Genomic DNA, 18,884 nt, shown 5'->3' with positions numbered 1-18,884 from the left:
CCTTAAATCGATCACGTTTATCATTTGGGTCGAGTCGACCCAAAGATCATCGTGATCTCGGGTGCCGGATTGAAAGGCACGCGGCGCTGTATAACGTTTTTGCCCACCGGATGACAGGGGAAAATCGAGCAGATCGGACAGTGCTGACAGGCGGCGGCCTCAGCGGCTCGCAGCTTCCTTCTTCAGCGCATAGAGAGCCTCCAGCGCCTCGCGCGGCGTCATGTCGTCCGGGTTCAGGGCCTTCAGCGCCTCCTCGACCTTTGAGGGCCCGGATGCCCTCGCCGCCTCCTCGCGCCTGACCGCGACCTGGAAGAGCGGCAGGTCGTCGATGAGCTGGCTGGCCGGGTTCTTGCGGTCGGCATCCTCGAGCTTGGCGAGCACGTCCTTCGCGCGCGCAACAACCGAAGCGGGCAGGCCGGCAAGACGGGCGACCTGAATGCCGTAGGAGCGGTCGGCGGCGCCAGGACCGACCTCGTGCAGGAAGATCACGTCGCCGTCCCATTCCTTCACCCGCATCGTCGCGTTGGAGAGTCGGCCGAGCTTTTCCGAAAGCACCGTCAATTCATGGAAATGCGTGGCGAAGAGACCGCGGCAGCGATTGACCTCGTGCAGATGCTCGACCGCCGCCCAGGCGATCGACAGACCGTCGAAGGTCGCCGTGCCGCGGCCGATCTCGTCGAGGATCACCAGCGAGCGGTCGGTCGCCTGGTTGAGGATCGCCGCCGTCTCGACCATCTCGACCATGAAGGTCGAGCGGCCGCGCGCCAAATCGTCCGAAGCGCCGACGCGCGAGAAGAGCCGGTCGACGACGCCGATATGCGCGGCGGCGGCCGGCACGAAGGAGCCCATCTGCGCCATGATCGCGATCAGCGCGTTCTGGCGCAGGAAGGTCGACTTGCCGCCCATATTCGGGCCGGTGAGCAACCAGATCGAGCCGCCGTCCTGACCAACCGGAGGCGACAGGTCGCAGCCATTGGCGACGAAGGGATTGGCCGCCTGGCGCCTCAGCGCCTGCTCGACGACCGGGTGGCGCCCGCCTTCGATGGCGAACATCCGCGAGTGATCGACGACGGGGCGCGCATAATTTTGCTCCTCGGCAAGGACGGCGAGACCGGCCGAGACGTCGAAGGTCGCAAGCGCAAGCGCTGCCGCCTTTATCGCCTCGGCATTGGCGACCACCTCGCGCGTCATCGCCTCGAAGGCCTGGAGCTCGATCGCCAGCGCCCGGTCGGCGGCATTGGCGATCTTGGTCTCGAGTTCGGCGAGCTCGGTCGTGGTGAAGCGCATGGCGTTCGCCATAGTCTGGCGATGGATGAAACGGGCTCGGCCGGCATCCGTGTCGGTCATCGCGCCGGCATTGCCGGCGGTCACCTCGATGAAATAGCCGAGCACATTGTTATGTTTGATCTTCAGCGACTTGATACCGGTCTCTTCGCAATATTGGAGCTGCAGGCCGGCGATCACGCGGCGCGACTGGTCGCGCAGCGCCCGCATCTCGTCAAGCTCGGCGCTCGCTCCCTCGCGCAGGAAGCCGCCGTCGCGCTTCAGAAACGGCAGTTCCTCGGCAAGCGTCGAATCGAGGCGCACGAGCAAATCAGCCGGCAAGGCGGCGATCGCGTCCCGCGCTTCGGTCAATTCCGCCGAAAGAGGCGCGCTCGAAAGCAGCGCCGAGATTGCCGCCGATGCGCGCAAGCCCGCCTGGATCGCGCCGAGGTCGCGGGGGCCGCCGCGGCCAAGCGCCAGCCGCGACAGGGCGCGCGGCATATCCGGTGCACGCCGGAGCGCATCGCGGACGTCCGCCGCAAAGCTCGGCTGGTCGATCAGGATCTCGATGGAATCGAGCCGTTCGTTAATTCGCTCGGGGTCGGTCAACGGCGACATCAGCCGCTCGGCAAGAAGCCGGGCGCCGCCGCTGGTGACGGTGCGGTCGAGGGCTCTCAGCAGGCTTCCTTCGCGGGAGCCGGAGAGCGTCTTGACCAATTCCAGATTGGCGCGGGTCGCCGGATCGATGAAGAGCGTCGAGGCGACGCTTTCCCGTTCGGGAGTGCCTAGCGCCGGACGCTCCTGAAGCTGTGTCTTCTCGACGTAAGAGATCGCGGCGGAAGCGGCTGCAAGCTCGGCGCGCGAGAAGCTGCCGAAGCCGTCGAGCGTCTTCACGCCGTAATAGCGGCAAATGCGTCCCTCCGCCGTCGCGCTGTCGAAGAGGACGGCGGGTTGCGGTACGGCGACGCGGCCGAGCACGTCGAAGACCGGCCGCAACTCCGGCTCGTGGAAGACGGTGTCGGGCAGGATCAGCTCGCGCGGCTCTATCCGCAATATGTCGGCAAGCAGACGGTTCTGCGCCGTCTCGGCGAGACGGAAGATGCCGGTCGAAATGTCGATCCAGGCAAGGGCGTAGCCAGGTTCGGAACCGCTGCTGCGGATGCGTGCGAGCGCCATCAGATAGTTGGATTCCGAGGGTGAAAGCAGCTTGTCCTCGGTGATCGTCCCCGGCGTCACCAGGCGCACGACGTCGCGGCGCACGACCGACTTGCTGCCGCGCTTCTTGGCTTCCGCCGGATCTTCCACCTGCTCGCAGACGGCGACCCGGAAGCCGAGCGCAATCAGCTTCTGCAGATAGTCGTCGGCGGCATGGACCGGCACGCCGCACATCGGGATTTCCTGGCCTAAGTGCTGGCCGCGCTTCGTCAGCGTGATCCCGAGGGCGCGCGAGGCTTCGACCGCGTCCTGGAAAAACAACTCGTAGAAATCGCCCATGCGGTAGAACAGCAGCGAATCCGGGTTGTTCGCCTTGATCTCGATGAACTGCTCCATCATCGGCGTGGCGGCGGAGCGGCTCACCTCGCTGGCGAGGTCGGACACGGAAAGGACGTCGCCCGTGGGGTTCGATGCATCCATCAGGAAATTCATGATTGTTCCAAAAAAAGAGATGTCACACTATCCGCAAGCATTTATAGACGACAACACCAAAGAGGCGGACCGGAGGGGTCGCCCACAGGAGGTTGAGGAAACATGCCGGCTACCGACAAGTCCGACCGCACGATGACGAGCGTCACCGCGCAGGAGGCGCTCGATTTTCACTCCCAGGGTCGTCCCGGAAAGCTGGAGATCTCGCCAACGAAGCCGATGGCAACGCAGCGCGACCTGTCGCTCGCCTATTCCCCCGGCGTCGCCGTTCCCGTTAAAGCGATCGCCGACGATCCGGCGACGGCCTACGATTACACCTCGCGCGGCAACATGGTGGCGGTGATCTCGAACGGCACCGCGATCCTCGGCCTCGGCAACCTCGGCGCGCTCGCTTCCAAGCCGGTGATGGAAGGCAAATCCGTCCTTTTCAAGCGCTTTGCCGATGTCGATTCGATCGACCTCGAAGTGGACACCGAGAATGTCGACGAATTCGTCAATTGCGTCCGCTTCCTCGGTCCCTCCTTCGGTGGCATCAATCTCGAGGACATCAAGGCGCCGGACTGCTTCATCATCGAGCAGCGGCTGCGCGAGGTGATGGACATCCCGGTCTTCCATGACGACCAGCACGGCACCGCGATCATCGCGGCCGCTGGCCTCATCAACGCGCTGACGCTGACGGGCCGTGACTTCAAGACGACGAAGCTCGTCTGCAACGGCGCGGGTGCTGCGGCGATCGCCTGCGTCGAGCTCATCAAGGCCATGGGCTTCAACCCGGAAAACGTCATCCTCTGCGACACCAAGGGCGTGATCTACACGGGTCGCACTGAAGGCATGAACCAGTGGAAGTCCGCGCACGCGGTCGAGACCGAGCGCCGGACGCTCGCCGAGGCGCTGGAGGGCTCGGACGTGTTCTTCGGGCTTTCGGCAAAGGGCGCCCTCTCCGCGGACATGGTGCGCTCCATGGCGCCGAAGCCGATCATCTTCGCCATGGCCAATCCGGATCCGGAAATCACGCCTGAGGAGGTCGCGCAAATCCGCGACGACGCGATCGTCGCGACCGGCCGTTCGGACTATCCGAACCAGGTGAACAACGTTCTCGGCTTCCCCTACATCTTCCGCGGCGCTCTCGACGTGCGCGCCTCGACGATCAACGACGCGATGAAAATCGCCGCGGCGGAAGCGCTCGCGAACCTCGCGAAGGAGGACGTGCCGGACGATGTCGCCGCCGCCTACCAGGGCAACCGGCCGCGCTTCGGGCCGCAATACATCATCCCGGTTCCGTTCGATCCGCGCCTCATATCGGCCATTCCGATGGCCGTCGCCAAGGCGGCGATGGAGAGCGGCGTCGCCCGCAAGCCGATCGAGGACCTCAACGCCTATGGGCAGCAGCTTTCCGCACGGCGCGACCCGATCGCCTCGACGCTGCAGCGCATTTACGAGCGCGTCCGCCGCCAGCCGAAGCGCATCGTCTTTGCCGAAGGCGAGGAAGTGCAGATGATGCGCTCCGCCATCGCCTACGCCAACCAGCAGCTCGGCACGGCGATCCTGCTCGGTCGCGAGGAGCAGATGCGCGAAACTGCGGAGCAGGAGGGCATCGACCTAGACCGGCCCGGAATCCAGATCGTCAATGCGCGGCTTTCGAAGCGCGTGGCGGCCTACACGGATTACCTCTATGCGCGGCTCCAGCGCAAAGGCTATCTGCACCGCGACGTGCAGCGGCTGATCAACAACGACCGCAACCACTTCGCCGCCTCGATGGTGGCGCTCGGCGACGCCGACGGCATGGTGACCGGCCTTACGCGAAACTATTCGACGGCGCTTGAAGACGTTCGCCGCTGCATCGACGCCAAGCCCGGCCATCGGGTGATCGGCGTGACGATCGCGCTTTGCCGCGGCCGCACGGTGCTCGTTGCCGACACGGCGGTGCACGACATGCCGACAGCCGAGGAGCTGGCCGACATCGCCGAGGAGGCCGCCGGTCTTGCAAAGCGGCTCGGTTACATGCCGCGTGTGGCCATGCTCGCCTATTCCACCTTCGGCCACCCCTCCGGTGAACGCTCCGAGCGGGTGCGTGAGGCCGTCAAGATCCTCGACAAGCGCCGCGTCGATTTCGAATATGACGGCGAAATGGCTGCAGACGTGGCACTCAATCACCGGGTGATGGAGCAGTATCCATTCTGCCGGCTGTCCGGCACCGCCAATGTCCTGGTGATGCCCGCCTTCCACTCGGCTTCGATCTCGACCAAGATGCTCCAGGAACTGGGCGGCTCGACGGTTATCGGCCCGCTGCTCGTCGGCCTCGACAAGTCGGTACAGATCGCCTCCATGTCGGCAAAGGACTCCGATCTCGTCAACATGGCGGCGATCGCAGCCTATAATGCGGGCACCTGAATCCCGTTTTACTGCATGTTTCCTTAGATTGTACCCGATTTAAGGACAAAACATGCAGCAACTCAAAGGGCTACAGCGTCCTTTGTGCGTCTGAAAAGACGCACGGCGCTGTAGATGTCCCGTTTCCGAACGCAATCGCGTCGCGGCTGAACATTCCTCCTAAAGGCCGTACAGTAACGACACACATACTCCAAACAAAATAAGAGCCCGCCTTCCTGGGAATGGAAGCGGGCTCAATACATAATGGCCGACCTATCTCCTACGTGATGAAAAATCCAGGGACTTGATAGCGTCATCGACTCCCTCCAGTCGGCTAGCCCATCTTCCCCTTTATCTTTTTACATTTCTTCGTCATTAAATCCAGATCAACCACGACGATACACTTCGCTCTTTCAAAATCGAAAGTCAAATACATCATTAACAACTGGTTAATACTACTACAGACCAAGACATGTAGCCGCGGTCGCCCTGCTGCGCGCCCTTTGTCAGAAAACGCGAAATCGAATGCCGTCCAGGCTCTCAAATTGGTTCGCTCGATATCGCCTGTTCTGAAGAGGACTAGGATACCGACGAGGAAAACCGCCCTGCGTCGGCACCGTAATAGTTGAGATATCGGCCGGAGATATTGCTGATCGGCAGAACGATCAGAACATCGGTGGTGCGGAAGGCGTGATCTACCACCGCGCCGTCGCCGACCATCGCGCCCAGCCGCATGTAGCCCTTGATCAGGGGCGGAAGCGCTGCAAGCGCCTTCTTGGGATTGATCGCCTCCGACGGCATCAGATCCATCGTCCGGTGAAGTTCAGGTCGGGCGGAAACGGCCCACTCGTCCTTCGTCCGAATGTTGTGATGGAGGAAAGAAAGCGCCAGTGCATGCTCTTCGGGAACGACGCCCGGAAACGAGCCGCAGCCGAACATGGCGTCGACACCATGCCTCAGGGCATAAGCCCAATTGCCCTGCCAGAGGAGCTCGACCGTACGCTTGGTGCGGTATTCGGGCAGCACGCAGGAGCGGCCGAGTTCCATGAAGCGTTTACCTGGGTGGCGCGCGAGCAGTTCATCGATCGCGAATTCCGAGGCGGAGTAGAAACCGCCTGCCCGTTCCGCGACTTCCTGGCGCAGCAGGCGGTAAGTGCCAACGATTTGCTCTTCCGGATCGCCCTCGATAGACGTGTCGAGCACGAGCAGATGGTCGCAGATCGCATCCCAGCCGTCGATGTCGCGCTTGCGTCGCTCAGCCTCGGGCGCCACCTGCGCTTTCATCTCCTCGACGAAGACCCTGTAGCGCACGGCCTGCGCCGCATCGATCTCGGCGGCCGTACGGGCAAGCCGCGTCTCGAGATTGGCGATGCGGCCGAGAACATCGGTTGCCGGCGCCGCGATCGTCTTGCGGACGCAAGGCTGTGCAGCATCAGCCACGCCTGTCGAATCCAGAAGTTCGATTGTCATACCGTGTCATCCCGAATCGCTTTCCTGCCGGGCTTAGACCACGTTTCTGCAACAAGATAGTGACACGAACAGACTATGCAACCCCGGTAGGGCGCGATGCTGATGGTGCACCATTATAAGCTGCTGTTAATCTATATTACAGCCATCAAGCGTAAGCCTGATCCAAGCCGTTGAGGTGCGGGAGTGCGGGGGGGGGGACCGCTCGCATTTCTTCTCACCGCCCTTCAATGAAGCGGGCGACTTCCGCAAGGAGCCGCGCCGGTTCGGCGGGCTTGGCGAGCACCGCGTCCGCGCCGGCGGCGATGAGGCGCTGATGCAGGTCGCTGCGGACGTCCGAGGTCAGGACAACGACCGGTACGCGCCGTCGCTGGCCGGTCGCCTCCCTTTCGCGAAGGCGCCGGAGCATGGCGAAACCGTCCCCGCCCGGCATGTTGAAGTCTGTGACGATGAGGGCGGGCGGCGCGCCGGTGGCGTCGCCACGGAGCGCAGTCTCGAGGCCCGCAAAGTCCTCGACGTGATCGACGGCATGGCCGGCGCGTTCGAGGACCGTGCGCAAAACGAGCGCATTGACCGGATCGTCCTCCGCAAGCAGGATGCCGGGAGCAGCTTTCGAGGAGGCGGAAGCAGCAGCCGGCACATCCCGCAGCACCGGCCCGTTGTCGTTGATCGCGTCGCGCTTCTCGATGCCGCGCCGGTGGCCGAGCAGCACCTCGACCAAGGACTTCTCGCGCAGGGGCCGGATCAACCAGGCCTCGTATCCGCCCATTCGGCTGACGGGATGGTTTGCGCGCTCCTCGGGGCTGATGAGACAGGTCCTGCGCAAGCGGAGGCGTCCCATCGCCGGCTCCGATGCGAGAAGCTCCCGAAACTCGGCCGCATAGCGGTGATCGACGATGATATCCGTCAGCGGCAGACGATCGGTCGCCGAGCGCGCGATCACGCCCCGGGCGACGGCGACCGTCGTCGCCCGATGGCATCGGCCGCCGAGCGTCTCGATGGTCGCGGCAAGCGCGATGGAGGCTGGGCCGTCCGGCGCGAGAACAAGCACGTCCGCGCCCGAAAGCACTCTGTCACGTGACGGAGCAGAGGAGAGATCGGTCCCCTCCACCGGAAAGCGGACTTCGAAACGGCTTCCCGTTCCAGCGACGCTCGAAGCCGCCAGGCTGCCGCCGAATGTCTCCATGATCCGGCGCGATATCGCGAGACCGAGGCCAGTACCCTTGGCGCGCTGAGCGTCGTCGCCGGCCTGCTCGAACTCCTCGAAGACGCGGGCGAGCTCGTCGGCGGACATGCCGGGGCCGCTGTCGTCGATGCGGATGCGCACGAAGGCTTTACCGACATCGGCGGTGACAAGCACACCGCCCGCTTCCGTGAACTTGACCGCATTGCCGATCACGTTGAACAGCACCTGGCGAAGGCGCGCCGCATCGAAGGCCATCAGCGAGGGCACGTCCGCGGCAACCGTCGCGCCGATTTCGATGCCTTTCTCGTGCGCGCGGGGAGACAGCATTTCCACCACGTTCTCGATCACCTGACGCAAGTCCTGCGGCGAGGGGTGCAACAGGAACCGTCCGGCCGAGAGCGACGAAAAGTCGATCAGATCCTCGACGAGTTGCACCAGCGCGTGGCCGGACTGCTGCATGCCGGCGAGATAATTCTCCTGCTCGCTGGACAGTCGCGTCTCGGCAAGCAGGCGGCTCATGCCGAGGAGGCCGGAAAGCGGCGTGCGGATCTCGTGGCTGACGGTCGCGAGCAGGCGCGATTTCGCCCTGCTCGCCTCCTCCGCGCGGCGGCGTGCCTCTTCCCTCTGGCTTGCAGCCAATGCCTCCTCGGTTATGTCGCGGGCGATGCTGTGACGCATCAGCCGGCCGCGTATCGGCTCGCGCACCACGACGTCGTGCCAATCGTAAAGGCGGGTGCCCGAGGGCGTCGCGATGCGGACGAGATAACGGTCGGGACGCGATCCCGGTTCGAAGCGCAATCCCAGCTCGGCGCAGGTCGATCCTCTGGCTTCGGCACGGCCGCTGACTTGCCGGAAGATGCCGTTGGCCTCGACGATCCTGCCGTCCATGTCGCGGACGATGGCGAGATCGCCCAGCGCGTCATGGATGGTCGAAAACAGCGCCGCAGTTTCCGAGCACTGCCACGCCGCGTCATGCGCGTCTTCGTCCCTCTTTGCCCGCTTCGGCGCCGGCGGCCCCCTATCCTCGGCAAGAAGCAGGAACGCCCCGGCAAGGCCACCGACGGCGACGAGTGCCGGCAGCAGATGGATGCCGGCGCTTGCGCCGATGGCAAGGACCAACGTTGCCGCGATGATGCCCACAAGGGCAAAGGCGGTCCGGATAACGGAAGGGCATGGAATGGTGCCGGTCGCCGGCAGGAGCGCGGCGGCGTTCCGCATCAAAGCGGCGGGCGCACGCTCTCTTGCGCGGGGAGCCGTGCCCCCGCCCGTCGCCATCGATCGCTGAATTCGTGACGGCTCGCTCATGCTCTTGGCCCTAGATCGCGATGATTTTAGGTCGGATCAACCCAAATCATGAACGTGATCGACTCTAATAAGTTGACGCGGGATGCGGGCGGAAAACCGCACGCACTTTTCCTCATCCCGCGCTAGCATGGGGAGCCTTCCGAATGCCTTCAGCGCATTTCTAAAGTTTTAGCGATCGCGCCTTTTTCGCCTGCTGCAGTTCGTCGAGGATGATTGCGCCCGCTCCGACCGTGATGAAGCTGTCCGCCAGGTTGAAGACCGCGAAGGACCATGTAGCGGTATGGAACAGGATATAGTCGATGACGTAGCCGAAGAGCAGCCGGTCGACGAGATTGCCGAGCGCGCCGGCGATGATCATGGCATAGCCGAGATGGGCGAAGAAGCGATCCTTCGGCGTGCGGCGCCACAACCAGAGAACGAAGGCGACGACGGCCAGCCGGATGCCGACGATGAACCAGCCCTCCATTCCGGAGAGCATCGAGAAGGCGACGCCGTAATTATAGGTCCGGTAGAGCGCGAGCATCGGAATGACCGGCACGGCCTCCTGGAACGGCAGGAAGGCTTCCACCAGGTATTTGAGGAGCTGGTCGGTGGCGAGCGCGACGAGGATAAAGATCGCGATCGGCAGCGGCCGCGAGAACAGGGTCTTGCTTTCTATCATCAGCCGGCATCCAGAGACAGAAGATGACGCCGCGCCTCGAACAGCATGATGCCAGTGGCGATGGCGAGGTTGAGCGAGTCTGCGCGCCCCGCCTGCGGGATGCGCGCGAGCGCGCCCGCCTCGCGCGCGAGTTCCACCGGGAGGCCCGCCTGCTCGTTGCCCATCAAGAGCACGACCGGCTTCGACTTGTAGTCGATCGTCCGATAGTCGACAGAGCCCGCCAGATGAGTCGCGACGACCCGAACGCCGGCGGCTTTTTGCCATGCGATGAAATCCTCCGCGCTCGCCCGCGCGATCGGCATGGCGAAAACCGAGCCCATGGTCGCGCGCACCGTCTCGAGCGAAAAGGGATCGGTGGTCTCGCCGACAAGGATGATGCCGGAAGCGCCGGCCGCGTCAGCCGTGCGGATGATCGTGCCGAGATTGCCGGGATCGCGCACGCGGTCGAGCGCCACATAGGTCTCGCCCTCCTGCGGGCGGATGTCCTTGAGCGCCCGGTAGCGCTGTTCGAAGATGCCGACGACCATCTGCGGATTGTCGCGCCGGGTGATCGTCGAGATCACCTTCTCGCTGACCTCGAGCACGAGCCCGCCCTTTGCCACGGTCTTCGCCGCCACCTGCTCGACCTGGGGCTTGCCCTTCGCCGCCTTGGCATAGACGAGCGTCTTGATCCTCCATCCGAGATCGAGCGCGTCGATGACGAGCTTCAGGCCTTCCGCCATGAAGGAACGCGTGTCGTCCCGATGCTTCTTCTGCGCGAGCGCGCGGATATCCTTGACGATCGGATTGGTGAGACTGGTGACCTCCTTCACCTGGCCGACGCGCGGCGTGCCGTGATCGTTTCTCTCATGCGTCATTTCGGTACCCAGCGGCTGAAGAGTGAGGTGGAGAGTGCCCGGCCCGGCTTGGAGCCATCGAGACCGCCCTCACGGATGATGAGCTCGCCCGATTCCACCCGGCCGGCACGCCCGCGCATCGTCTCGCGCATGAGTTCGTGGATCGAGTAGAAGCTTGCCCGGATGGAATAGGCCGTCAGCACGAGGCCCCGCGCTTCAGGCGACAGGATCTCGCGACAGATGTCCAGCATCGCCGGCAGGTGGTCGAAGAGCTGCCAGACCTCGCCATTCGGGCCGCGGCCGAACTTGGGCGGGTCGGTCAGAATGATATCGTAGCGGCTGCCGCGCCGCTCCTCGCGCTGGATGAACTTCATCGCGTCGTCGCAGATCCAGCGGATCGGCAGCTTTTCGGCGCGTGCCAGTGCCTGGTTCTCGCGCGCCCAGCCGATCGCCTTCTTGGAGGCGTCCACATGGGTTACCTCTGCGCCCGCCTTGGCAGCGATCAGCGAGGCGACGCCGGTATATCCGAAGAGATTGAGGACCTTCAGCGGTCGGCCGGCGGCCTCCGCCTCATCCTTCATCCACGACCAATGGGCGAGCTGCTCAGGAAAGACGCCGACGTGGCGAAAGGAGGTGAAACGACCGAGGAAGTCCGTGTCGAGGAGCCGCATCGGCCAGGTCTCGCCGAGCACCTCGCGCGGGAAGCGCCAGCGCCCCATGCCGTCCTCGTCGGTATCGCCGGTGAAGAGGGCGTCGGCCTTGTCCCAGACGGATGCCGGCAGGGCCTTCGGCCATAGCGCCTGGGCCTCGGGCCGGACGATGCGGTAAGGCCCGTATTGCTCCAGCTTCTCGCCGTCGCCGCTGTCGATCAGATGATAGCCGGCGGTTGCCGCAGTCTCCAGGATCAGCGGCACCGTCTCGGCCGGTTTCTCGCCGGTTCTGAGCTCAATGCGGCGCACGGATGCGCTCTCCTGCGCGGACGGCCGCCCGGTCTCCTGCGCCACTGCCTTCCGCGGAAGTGTTTTCGGGGGTGGCGGTCCGCCGGCCTTGCCTCTTGGCCCGGCACCCTTCGGCGGCAGATGCCGCAGCTCCTGCCGGCCGCCGCGTGCCTCCGCGCCTCGGCCTTTTGCCGTTGTGACGGAGGCGTTTTTCGATCGCCGATCTTTTTCCTTCACGCGCTGACCCTTGGACCTTGCTCAAACCAACCGAGCGTGTGCACTCCTGAACCGTGCATCTGCGCCTTCACGCGTCCGGATTCGACGCGCACCATGCTCAAGCGTGCAAATAGCACCGCCGATGCTCTTGGCAAAGCCGTTTCCGATTTGCGAAGATCGCGAAAAGGAGCGCAAGGGAGGAAACGGCATGGAGATGAAGGGGGAGGAACGTATTGCGGCCGCCCGCGATACGGTGTGGCAATGCTTGAATGACCCGGACATTCTGAGGCGGTGCATTCCGGGTTGCCAGTCGCTCGAGATGAAATCGCCGACAGAGCTCGCCGCTGTCGTCAAGGTCAAGATCGGCCCGGTGTCGGCAACGTTCAACGGCAACGTCACCCTCTCCAATCTGAGCCCGCCTGCGAGTTACACGATATCGGGCGAAGGAAAGGGCGGGGTCGCCGGTTTCGCCAAGGGCGGCGCCGACGTCACGCTTTCCGAGGAGGGCGACGAAACGGTGCTGCGTTATGACGTCAGGGCCGAAGTCGGTGGCAAGCTGGCCCAGCTCGGTTCGCGCCTGATCGATTCGACCGCGCGCAAGCTCGCCCAGCAATTCTTCGCGGATTTCAATCTCATCGTCAGCGGCACGGCGGAAGCGGCGAGCTGAGGCCGCCTTCAGTTCTGCGGTGACGGCAGGCTCGCCTGCGCCGCCAGCTTCTCTGCCTGGCTGCGCTGCTTTTCAGCCTCGCGATGCCACTTCAGCGCCTCGCTGGCCTCGTTGCGTGCACGACGGCGATATTTTCCTTGGGCGAACCAAGTCGCCGCAGCCCCGAGAACGAGGCCGAGAATGACGGCGAGAAACAGGAAGACGAAGAAGGGTGCCGAGACCGAAAGCACGCGGTCGGCGGTGTTGAAGGGATTGAGCGCGAATGTCACCGTCTGGCGATTGGCAACGCTCAAGAGGACGAGGACGATGCCCAGCGGCACAAGGACGACGATGTTGATCACTTTCTTGAGCATGCACCCGCTCCGATCGTAAGAACTAGAGCAGGATGAGGAAAGCGCAGGCGATTTTCCGCCCTCATCCCGCTGCCGCGTCTGTTTCAGTTGATTTCGGCAAAGCACGACGTGTAGATTTGAAAGAGATGCAGAGTGCCCTGCATCCGGGGAGGCCATGTGCTCCTATAGGGCTGCACCGCGCGTCAATCGTCGTCGTTGTTCTTGCCGTTCATGCCGGGATTGAGCCGCTCGCGCAGTTCCTTGCCGGTCTTGAAGAACGGCACCCATTTTTCCTCGACGAAAACGGAATCGCCCGTTCGCGGGTTGCGACCGGAGCGTGAAGGCCGATTCTTGACCGAGAAGGCGCCGAAGCCGCGCAGTTCAACCCGGTTTCCAGCCGCGAGCGCATCGGTGATCTCATCGAGGACCGCATTGACGATATTCTCGACATCGCGGTGATAGAGATGCGGATTGCGCGCCGCCACAATCTGCACCAGTTCTGACTTGATCACTTTCGCCCCCTTGGTTTTTTTGCTTGTTCTGTCTGCGTTCGGAAGTCTCGACTGACGCCGGCCTGCGGTTACGGCCCCAGGGGCGCAGGGCAGCACACCTTCCTCACTGCCCATCAACCTGCCAAACGGAGACAAGACCGTCAAGAAACAACTTGTCTAGGCCCATTTTTTCGAGGCCCTTCGCGCCCGGAAAAGCTTCATATCCCAACGCCTTGACCCATTCGGCGACGAGCGCTCCGAGGCCGAAGGGCAACGTGCTGCTCGGCGCCTCCCAATCGACCACCGGGAGGTCGCTCGATACCTTGCGCTCGGCCAGAAAGGCCCTGATCTCGTCGTCGCCGCCAAGCGTGTCGACAAGCTTGCCCTCGAGCGCCTGGCGCCCGGTGAATATGCGGCCGTCCGCAAGGGCGAGCGCGTCTGCTCGCGGCAGCTTGCGTCGCTCGGCCACGAGGTCGACGAACCAGTCGTAGCTGTCGTCGATCATCGTCTGAATCATTGCCCTCGCCTCGGGGCTCGGAGGGTGAAACGGAGACGGTTCGGCCTTGAGCGGCCTCGACTTGATCGACTCAAGCGACACGCCGAGCTTGTCCATCAAATCCTTGACCTGCGGATACTGGAAGATGACCCCGATCGAGCCGGTGATGGATGTCTCGCCGGCGACGATCCGATCGCCGGCGAGCGCGATTAGATAGCCGGCGGAGGCGGCAAGCGTCCGCACGTTCGAGACGACCGGCTTCTTCGCGGCAACCTTGCGGATCGCCTTGTAAATGATTTCACCGCCATAGGTGGTCCCGCCCGGGGAGGATATCGTCACGATCAGGGCCTTGACGGATGGGTTGTCGGCGATCCTCTCCAGCCGCTGCACCAGTTCCCGGTCATCCTGGATGAGGCCCGAAACGGTCACGCGGGCAACGTGATCGCGGGCGCGCTCTGTCACTTCACTCCAGCCGGAAAAGACAAACAGCGCGAGGCCTGCGGCCGCGAGGATGGCCGCCGCCGCCCAGCGCCAGAAGCTCAGCTTTCTGCGCAAGTTGCGGCGGTCGACAATGGCGAGTTCGTCCATCAGTTTCTCCCGATTTTGTGGTCCTACAGCGCCGTGCGTCTTTTCAGACGCACAAAGGTCGCTGTAGCACTTTGAATTGCTGCATGTTTTTGTCCTTAAATCGGTACGTTTAAGGAAACATGCAGTAGTCCTGTCAGTTTCCCGGGAAACATGCTATCTGCGCGAGCTGCGGCAAGCTAGCCCTACCAATAGCGCGACGTGTCCTTCGGAGGCACAAGGCTCGCCGTAGCACTTTGAGGAAACATGCAGTAGATAGTCGCGCGTGGCGGCGGCTCAAAGCCGAAGCTGGTCCCATTCGCCGTAATGCAAAGTTTTTGCCGCTCCATTGTCGGCCGGCGACAAAATAACCATATTCGCCGTGACTTACACCAGTGTATGTAAATGCGGATCCTTCGGATTCGCCGAAGCCCCAACGAAACTGACAGGCCCCGCATGCTGAACGAAGCGCGATCCCCCGGGATCTTTACCGACTATGGCACGAGCTCCGCCGATGCCTACGCTTCGGCCGCGCGGCACTCGGCGCGTGTCAAGCGCCTGAAAGTCATCCTGCCGGTGGCGGCTGGCGCGATCGCGCTGATCTTCGCGGCGGTTTCGTTCGTGCGTGCCTTTCTTCCCGAAGATTTGCAGCTTGAAACGGCGACGATCGAGAACGGCAAGATCGTGATGCAGAAGCCGGCGATCTCCGGCCGCAACAGGCAGGATATCAGCTATTCGATGAAGGCGGAGCGCGCGCTCCAGGATATCGCCAATCCGAACATCATCACGCTCGAGACGATACATGCCGAGATGCCGGTCAACGATACGCTGATAGCGACCGTGGATGCAGCAAGCGGCATCTACGATCGCGGCGCCAACACGCTCGACATGAACGCCCCGTTCACTATTTCCATGAATAATGGCGTCAATGCCGATTTCCAGTCGGCCTATCTGGATATCAATGCCGGCGAAATGGAAACGAAAAAGCCGATTGCCATCAGCATGAAGGGCGGATCGATCGTTGCGCAGAAGCTGCGAATGACAGATAAGGGACGTATTGTAACATTCGAAGGCATGGTAAGGGTCAATATCGAACCCACCGCCATACGCAAGAACGCAAAATAACAGGACCCGGTGCAGCCATGTCGGTCAAACCTGCCGTTTTTTTTAGAATTTCCGCCGCTCTGGCCGCTGCCGGAATTGGCGCTTTGTTGATTGCTTCGACTGCTTCGGCGCAGGCCACGTCCAGCCGCATGCAGGGGATCCAGCTCTCGAACGACAAGCCGATCCAAATCGAAAGCGACAAGCTCGAGATCAAGGATCCGGAAAGCAAGGCGATCTTTACCGGCAACGTGAAGGTCGTGCAGGGCACGACGACGCTTCAGGCCGGCAACATGACCGTCTTCTACAAGGCGGGCGGAGGCTCGGTCACCAGCGGCAATGCCGACATTGATCGGATCGAGGTCAGCAACAAGGTGTTCCTGAGCTCCGGCACGCAGCAGGCGACGGGCGACAGCGGCCTTGTCAACCTGACCGACCAGACGATCGTGCTCAAGGGCCAGAAGGTGGTCCTTTCCGAGGGCAAGAACGTCTTCGTCGGCTGCCAGTTGAACGTGCAGATGGACACGGGCGAGGCACAACTCGAGGCCTGTGGCGGTCGCGTGCAGATCCAACTCGACCCGCAGTCCCGCAAGCAGCAGCAGAATTGACACAAGATCCGCTCGTGCAGCTACCCTTTCTTCACAAACGCAAACGGGTCAAGAAACCGTCGGCGGCAGCGGCCCCTGTCCGCACGGTCGACAAGGCGCGCTATGACGGCACGCTGATCGCCCGCGGACTGACGAAAACGTACCGTTCGCGCCGTGTCGTGAACGGTGTCTCGCTCGTCGTGCGGCGCGGCGAGGCCGTCGGCCTGCTCGGCCCGAACGGCGCCGGCAAGACGACCTGCTTCTACATGATCACCGGCCTGGTGCCGGTCGACGAGGGCTCGATCGAGATCAACGGCAATGACGTTACGACGATGCCGATGTATCGCCGGGCGCGCCTGGGTGTCGGCTACCTGCCGCAGGAGGCCTCGATCTTCCGCGGGCTGACGGTCGAGGAGAATATCCGCGCCGTTCTCGAGGTGCACGACAAGAACATCGAGCGCCGCGAGAGCAAGCTCAACGACCTCCTTGGCGAATTCTCGATCACACACCTGCGCAAATCCCCGGCCATAGCGCTTTCCGGCGGCGAGAGGCGGCGCCTGGAGATCGCCCGGGCTCTCGCAACCGATCCGACCTTCATGCTGCTCGACGAGCCTTTTGCGGGGGTCGACCCGATCTCGGTCGCGGACATCCAAGCTCTCGTGCGCCACCTGACCTCGCGCGGCATCGGCGTCCTCATCACCGACCACAATGTGCGTGAGACGCTGGGGCTGATCGACCGCGCCTATATCATACATGCCGGTGAAGTGCTGACGCATGGACGCGCCAACGACATCGTCACCAATCCGGATGTGCGCAGGCTCTATCTCGGGGATAACTTCAGCCTGTAGCTTAAGCAGAAGGGTGTTCGACCTTACGTCCCCTTGCCGCTCGTTCGAATCGCCGTCAGAGCTCCGACGCGCCTTCACGACGACGGCGTGCATGCAAAGAAGATGCGACCGGCAGCTGAATCGGCGTCTTTGCTGCCGTCCGCGCTTGACCAAATCTCAGTAATAAGCAATTTTTGGGCCAATTAATAATGGCCTGTCCAACGGAAGACATGGCCAAGGAGATTTGACGGGAGCTTCAACGTCAGCATGGCCTTGTCTGCCAGCCTTCATTTGCGACAGTCACAGTCGCTGGTCATGACGCCGCAACTGATGCAGTCGATCCAGCTGCTTCAGATGACTCATTTGGAGCTTACCCAGTTCATCGCGCAGGAAGTCGAGAAGAACCCGCTGCTCGAGCTTCAGTCCGGCGACGAGATGGCGGTCGCGTCGGAGCGCGCAGGCCGCGAGGACTTGGGCGCGCCTGCGGCGGAGAGCGGCTTCGACGAGCCCGCCGGCCAGGGCGACCTTTACGACAGTGCCATCTCGGATCCAGGCGAGAGGCTGAGCGAAGGGCTCGATGCCGACTTCGCCAACGTCTTTCAGGACGACACGACGCCGCAGCGGGCCGATGCCCCCGAATTGCTCGGCCAATGGAAATCGATGCCGGGAGCCGGAGACGGCGACCACGGTGAGGGATACGACCTCGACGATTTCGTCGCCTGCCGGAAGACCCTCACGGAAGCGCTCGTCGAGCAGCTCCCCTTCGCGTTCCATGCGCACGCCGACCGGTTGATAGCTCAGCATCTCATCGACCAGCTCGACGACGCGGGCTACCTGCATGCCGACCTTGAGGAGACGGCGGCAAGGCTCGGGACGACAAGCGACGATGTGATGCGCGTGCTCCTGGTCCTGCAGCAGTTCGATCCGCCGGGCGTCTTCGCGCGCTCGCTCGGCGAATGCCTCGCCATTCAACTGCGCGCCCGCGATCGGCTGGATCCGGCAATGGAGGCGCTCGTCGCCAATCTCGAGCTGCTCGCGCGTCGCGACTTCGCAAGTCTTAAGAAGATCTGCGGCGTCGACGAGGAAGATCTCGTCGAAATGCTCGCGGAGATCCGCAAGCTCGATCCGAAACCCGGCACCAGCTTCGAAACGGGCGTCACCGAGGCGATCATCCCGGACGTTGTCGTGCGCGCCGGACCCGATGGCGGCTGGTTGGTCGAGCTCAATCCCGACGCGCTGCCCCGGGTTCTCGTCAATCACGACTATTTCGCCGAGATATCACGCAGCAGCCAGAAGAGCAGCAGCGATCAGGCTTTCCTCAGCGAGTGCCTGCAAAACGCAAACTGGCTGACGCGCAGCCTCGACCAGCGCGCCAAGACGATCATGAAGGTGGCGAGCGAAATCGTCAGACAACAGGACGCTTTTCTCCTCCACGGCGTCGACCATTTGCGCCCGCTGAACCTCAGGATCATCGCCGATGCGATCAAGATGCATGAATCGACGGTGAGCCGCGTCACCTCCAACAAATACATGCTGACCCCGCGTGGGCTCTTCGAGTTGAAGTACTTCTTCACGGTCTCGATCGGCTCTGCGGAAAACGGCGACGCCCATTCGGCCGAGTCCGTCCGTCACCGCATCCGCACGATGATCAGTCAGGAACGCGCCGACGCGGTGCTGTCTGACGACGACATCGTCGACATTCTCAAGCAGGCCGGCGTCGACATTGCACGGCGCACCGTCGCCAAATATCGCGAGGCGATGAACATCCCCTCCTCGGTCCAGCGGCGACGCGAGAAGCGCGCACTCGCCAAGGCTGCCGGCTTCTAATCGGCAAAGGGTGGCTTTGCCTCCATGCCGCCTGGCGGCCACCTTTTCGCGGCGGGCAGGGCGGAGAAGGCTCGCTGCGGCCTCTCAATCTATGCCTGCCCTGGGG

At 63.1% G+C, this 18,884-nt stretch carries 15 protein-coding genes; 6 read left to right on the top strand and 9 right to left on the bottom strand.

What is annotated here, in order from left to right:
* Positions 1 to 159: 159 nt before the first annotated feature.
* Positions 160 to 2,910 (bottom strand): DNA mismatch repair protein MutS, encoded by a 2,751-nt coding sequence (gene mutS / locus M728_RS00150; protein ID WP_026619581.1) that lies wholly within the window; start codon positions 2,908 to 2,910, stop codon positions 160 to 162.
* A gap of 102 nt (positions 2,911 to 3,012) precedes the next feature.
* Between mutS and M728_RS00145 the strand changes: the two genes are divergently transcribed.
* A complete protein-coding gene (locus M728_RS00145) occupies positions 3,013 to 5,298 on the top strand; it encodes an NADP-dependent malic enzyme (RefSeq protein ID WP_026619580.1) in 2,286 nt (761 codons plus the stop codon).
* A 558-nt stretch (positions 5,299 to 5,856) separates the two neighbouring features.
* On the opposite strand, the gene M728_RS00140 is transcribed toward M728_RS00145, so the two are convergent.
* The 5 genes from M728_RS00140 to M728_RS00120 all read right to left on the bottom strand — a co-directional run bounded on the left by M728_RS00140 (position 5,857) and on the right by M728_RS00120 (position 11,907).
* Entirely contained in the window at positions 5,857 to 6,747 is an 891-nt protein-coding gene (locus M728_RS00140) for a GNAT family N-acetyltransferase (protein ID WP_026613464.1), read from the bottom strand.
* Between the two features lie 214 nt (positions 6,748 to 6,961).
* Positions 6,962 to 9,235 (bottom strand): ATP-binding protein, encoded by a 2,274-nt coding sequence (locus M728_RS00135; RefSeq protein WP_026619579.1) that lies wholly within the window; start codon positions 9,233 to 9,235, stop codon positions 6,962 to 6,964.
* A gap of 160 nt (positions 9,236 to 9,395) precedes the next feature.
* A complete protein-coding gene (gene lspA / locus M728_RS00130; RefSeq protein ID WP_026619578.1) occupies positions 9,396 to 9,896 on the bottom strand; it encodes a signal peptidase II in 501 nt (166 codons plus the stop codon).
* On the bottom strand, positions 9,896 to 10,753 hold the full coding sequence (locus M728_RS00125; RefSeq protein ID WP_026619577.1) for an RNA methyltransferase: 858 nt from the start codon (positions 10,751 to 10,753) through the stop codon (positions 9,896 to 9,898). The genes lspA and M728_RS00125 overlap by 1 nt, the downstream gene beginning before the upstream one ends.
* Positions 10,750 to 11,907 carry a class I SAM-dependent rRNA methyltransferase gene (locus M728_RS00120; protein WP_026619576.1) on the bottom strand — a complete coding sequence of 386 codons (1,158 nt, stop codon included), beginning with the start codon at positions 11,905 to 11,907 and terminating at the stop codon, positions 10,750 to 10,752. The genes M728_RS00125 and M728_RS00120 overlap by 4 nt, the downstream gene beginning before the upstream one ends.
* Before the next feature lie 187 nt (positions 11,908 to 12,094).
* Between M728_RS00120 and M728_RS00115 the strand changes: the two genes are divergently transcribed.
* Positions 12,095 to 12,553, top strand: a complete 459-nt coding sequence (locus M728_RS00115; protein WP_026619575.1) for a carbon monoxide dehydrogenase subunit G — start codon at positions 12,095 to 12,097, stop codon at positions 12,551 to 12,553.
* Between the two features lie 8 nt (positions 12,554 to 12,561).
* Here M728_RS00115 and M728_RS00110 read toward each other — a convergent pair whose 3' ends face one another.
* The 3 genes from M728_RS00110 to sppA form a co-directional block, all read right to left on the bottom strand.
* Complete coding sequence (locus tag M728_RS00110; RefSeq protein ID WP_026613470.1) at positions 12,562 to 12,906, bottom strand: hypothetical protein; 345 nt, start codon at positions 12,904 to 12,906, stop codon at positions 12,562 to 12,564.
* Between the two features lie 182 nt (positions 12,907 to 13,088).
* Complete coding sequence (locus M728_RS00105) at positions 13,089 to 13,397, bottom strand: integration host factor subunit beta (protein WP_026613471.1); 309 nt, start codon at positions 13,395 to 13,397, stop codon at positions 13,089 to 13,091.
* A 103-nt stretch (positions 13,398 to 13,500) separates the two neighbouring features.
* The gene (gene sppA, locus M728_RS00100) at positions 13,501 to 14,460 is read right to left on the bottom strand and encodes a signal peptide peptidase SppA (RefSeq protein ID WP_026619574.1); all 960 of its coding nucleotides are present in this window, start codon (positions 14,458 to 14,460) and stop codon (positions 13,501 to 13,503) included.
* A gap of 432 nt (positions 14,461 to 14,892) precedes the next feature.
* Between sppA and lptC the strand changes: the two genes are divergently transcribed.
* The 4 genes from lptC (at position 14,893) to rpoN (ending at position 18,778) form a co-directional block, all read left to right on the top strand.
* Positions 14,893 to 15,561 carry an LPS export ABC transporter periplasmic protein LptC gene (gene lptC / locus M728_RS00095; protein WP_026613473.1) on the top strand — a complete coding sequence of 223 codons (669 nt, stop codon included), beginning with the start codon at positions 14,893 to 14,895 and terminating at the stop codon, positions 15,559 to 15,561.
* Between the two features lie 17 nt (positions 15,562 to 15,578).
* A complete protein-coding gene (locus tag M728_RS00090; protein ID WP_026613474.1) occupies positions 15,579 to 16,145 on the top strand; it encodes an LptA/OstA family protein in 567 nt (188 codons plus the stop codon).
* A 14-nt stretch (positions 16,146 to 16,159) separates the two neighbouring features.
* The gene (lptB, locus tag M728_RS00085) at positions 16,160 to 16,972 is read left to right on the top strand and encodes an LPS export ABC transporter ATP-binding protein (protein ID WP_026613475.1); all 813 of its coding nucleotides are present in this window, start codon (positions 16,160 to 16,162) and stop codon (positions 16,970 to 16,972) included.
* Between the two features lie 246 nt (positions 16,973 to 17,218).
* Positions 17,219 to 18,778, top strand: a complete 1,560-nt coding sequence (rpoN, locus tag M728_RS00080) for an RNA polymerase factor sigma-54 (protein ID WP_026619573.1) — start codon at positions 17,219 to 17,221, stop codon at positions 18,776 to 18,778.
* The last annotated feature ends 106 nt before the right edge of the window (positions 18,779 to 18,884 follow it).

Source organism: Ensifer sp. WSM1721, from assembly GCF_000513895.2.
GTDB lineage: Bacteria > Pseudomonadota > Alphaproteobacteria > Rhizobiales > Rhizobiaceae > Sinorhizobium.
The sequence above is the reverse complement of the archived record's forward strand: the minus strand, read 5'-3'. Positions and strand labels throughout refer to the sequence as shown.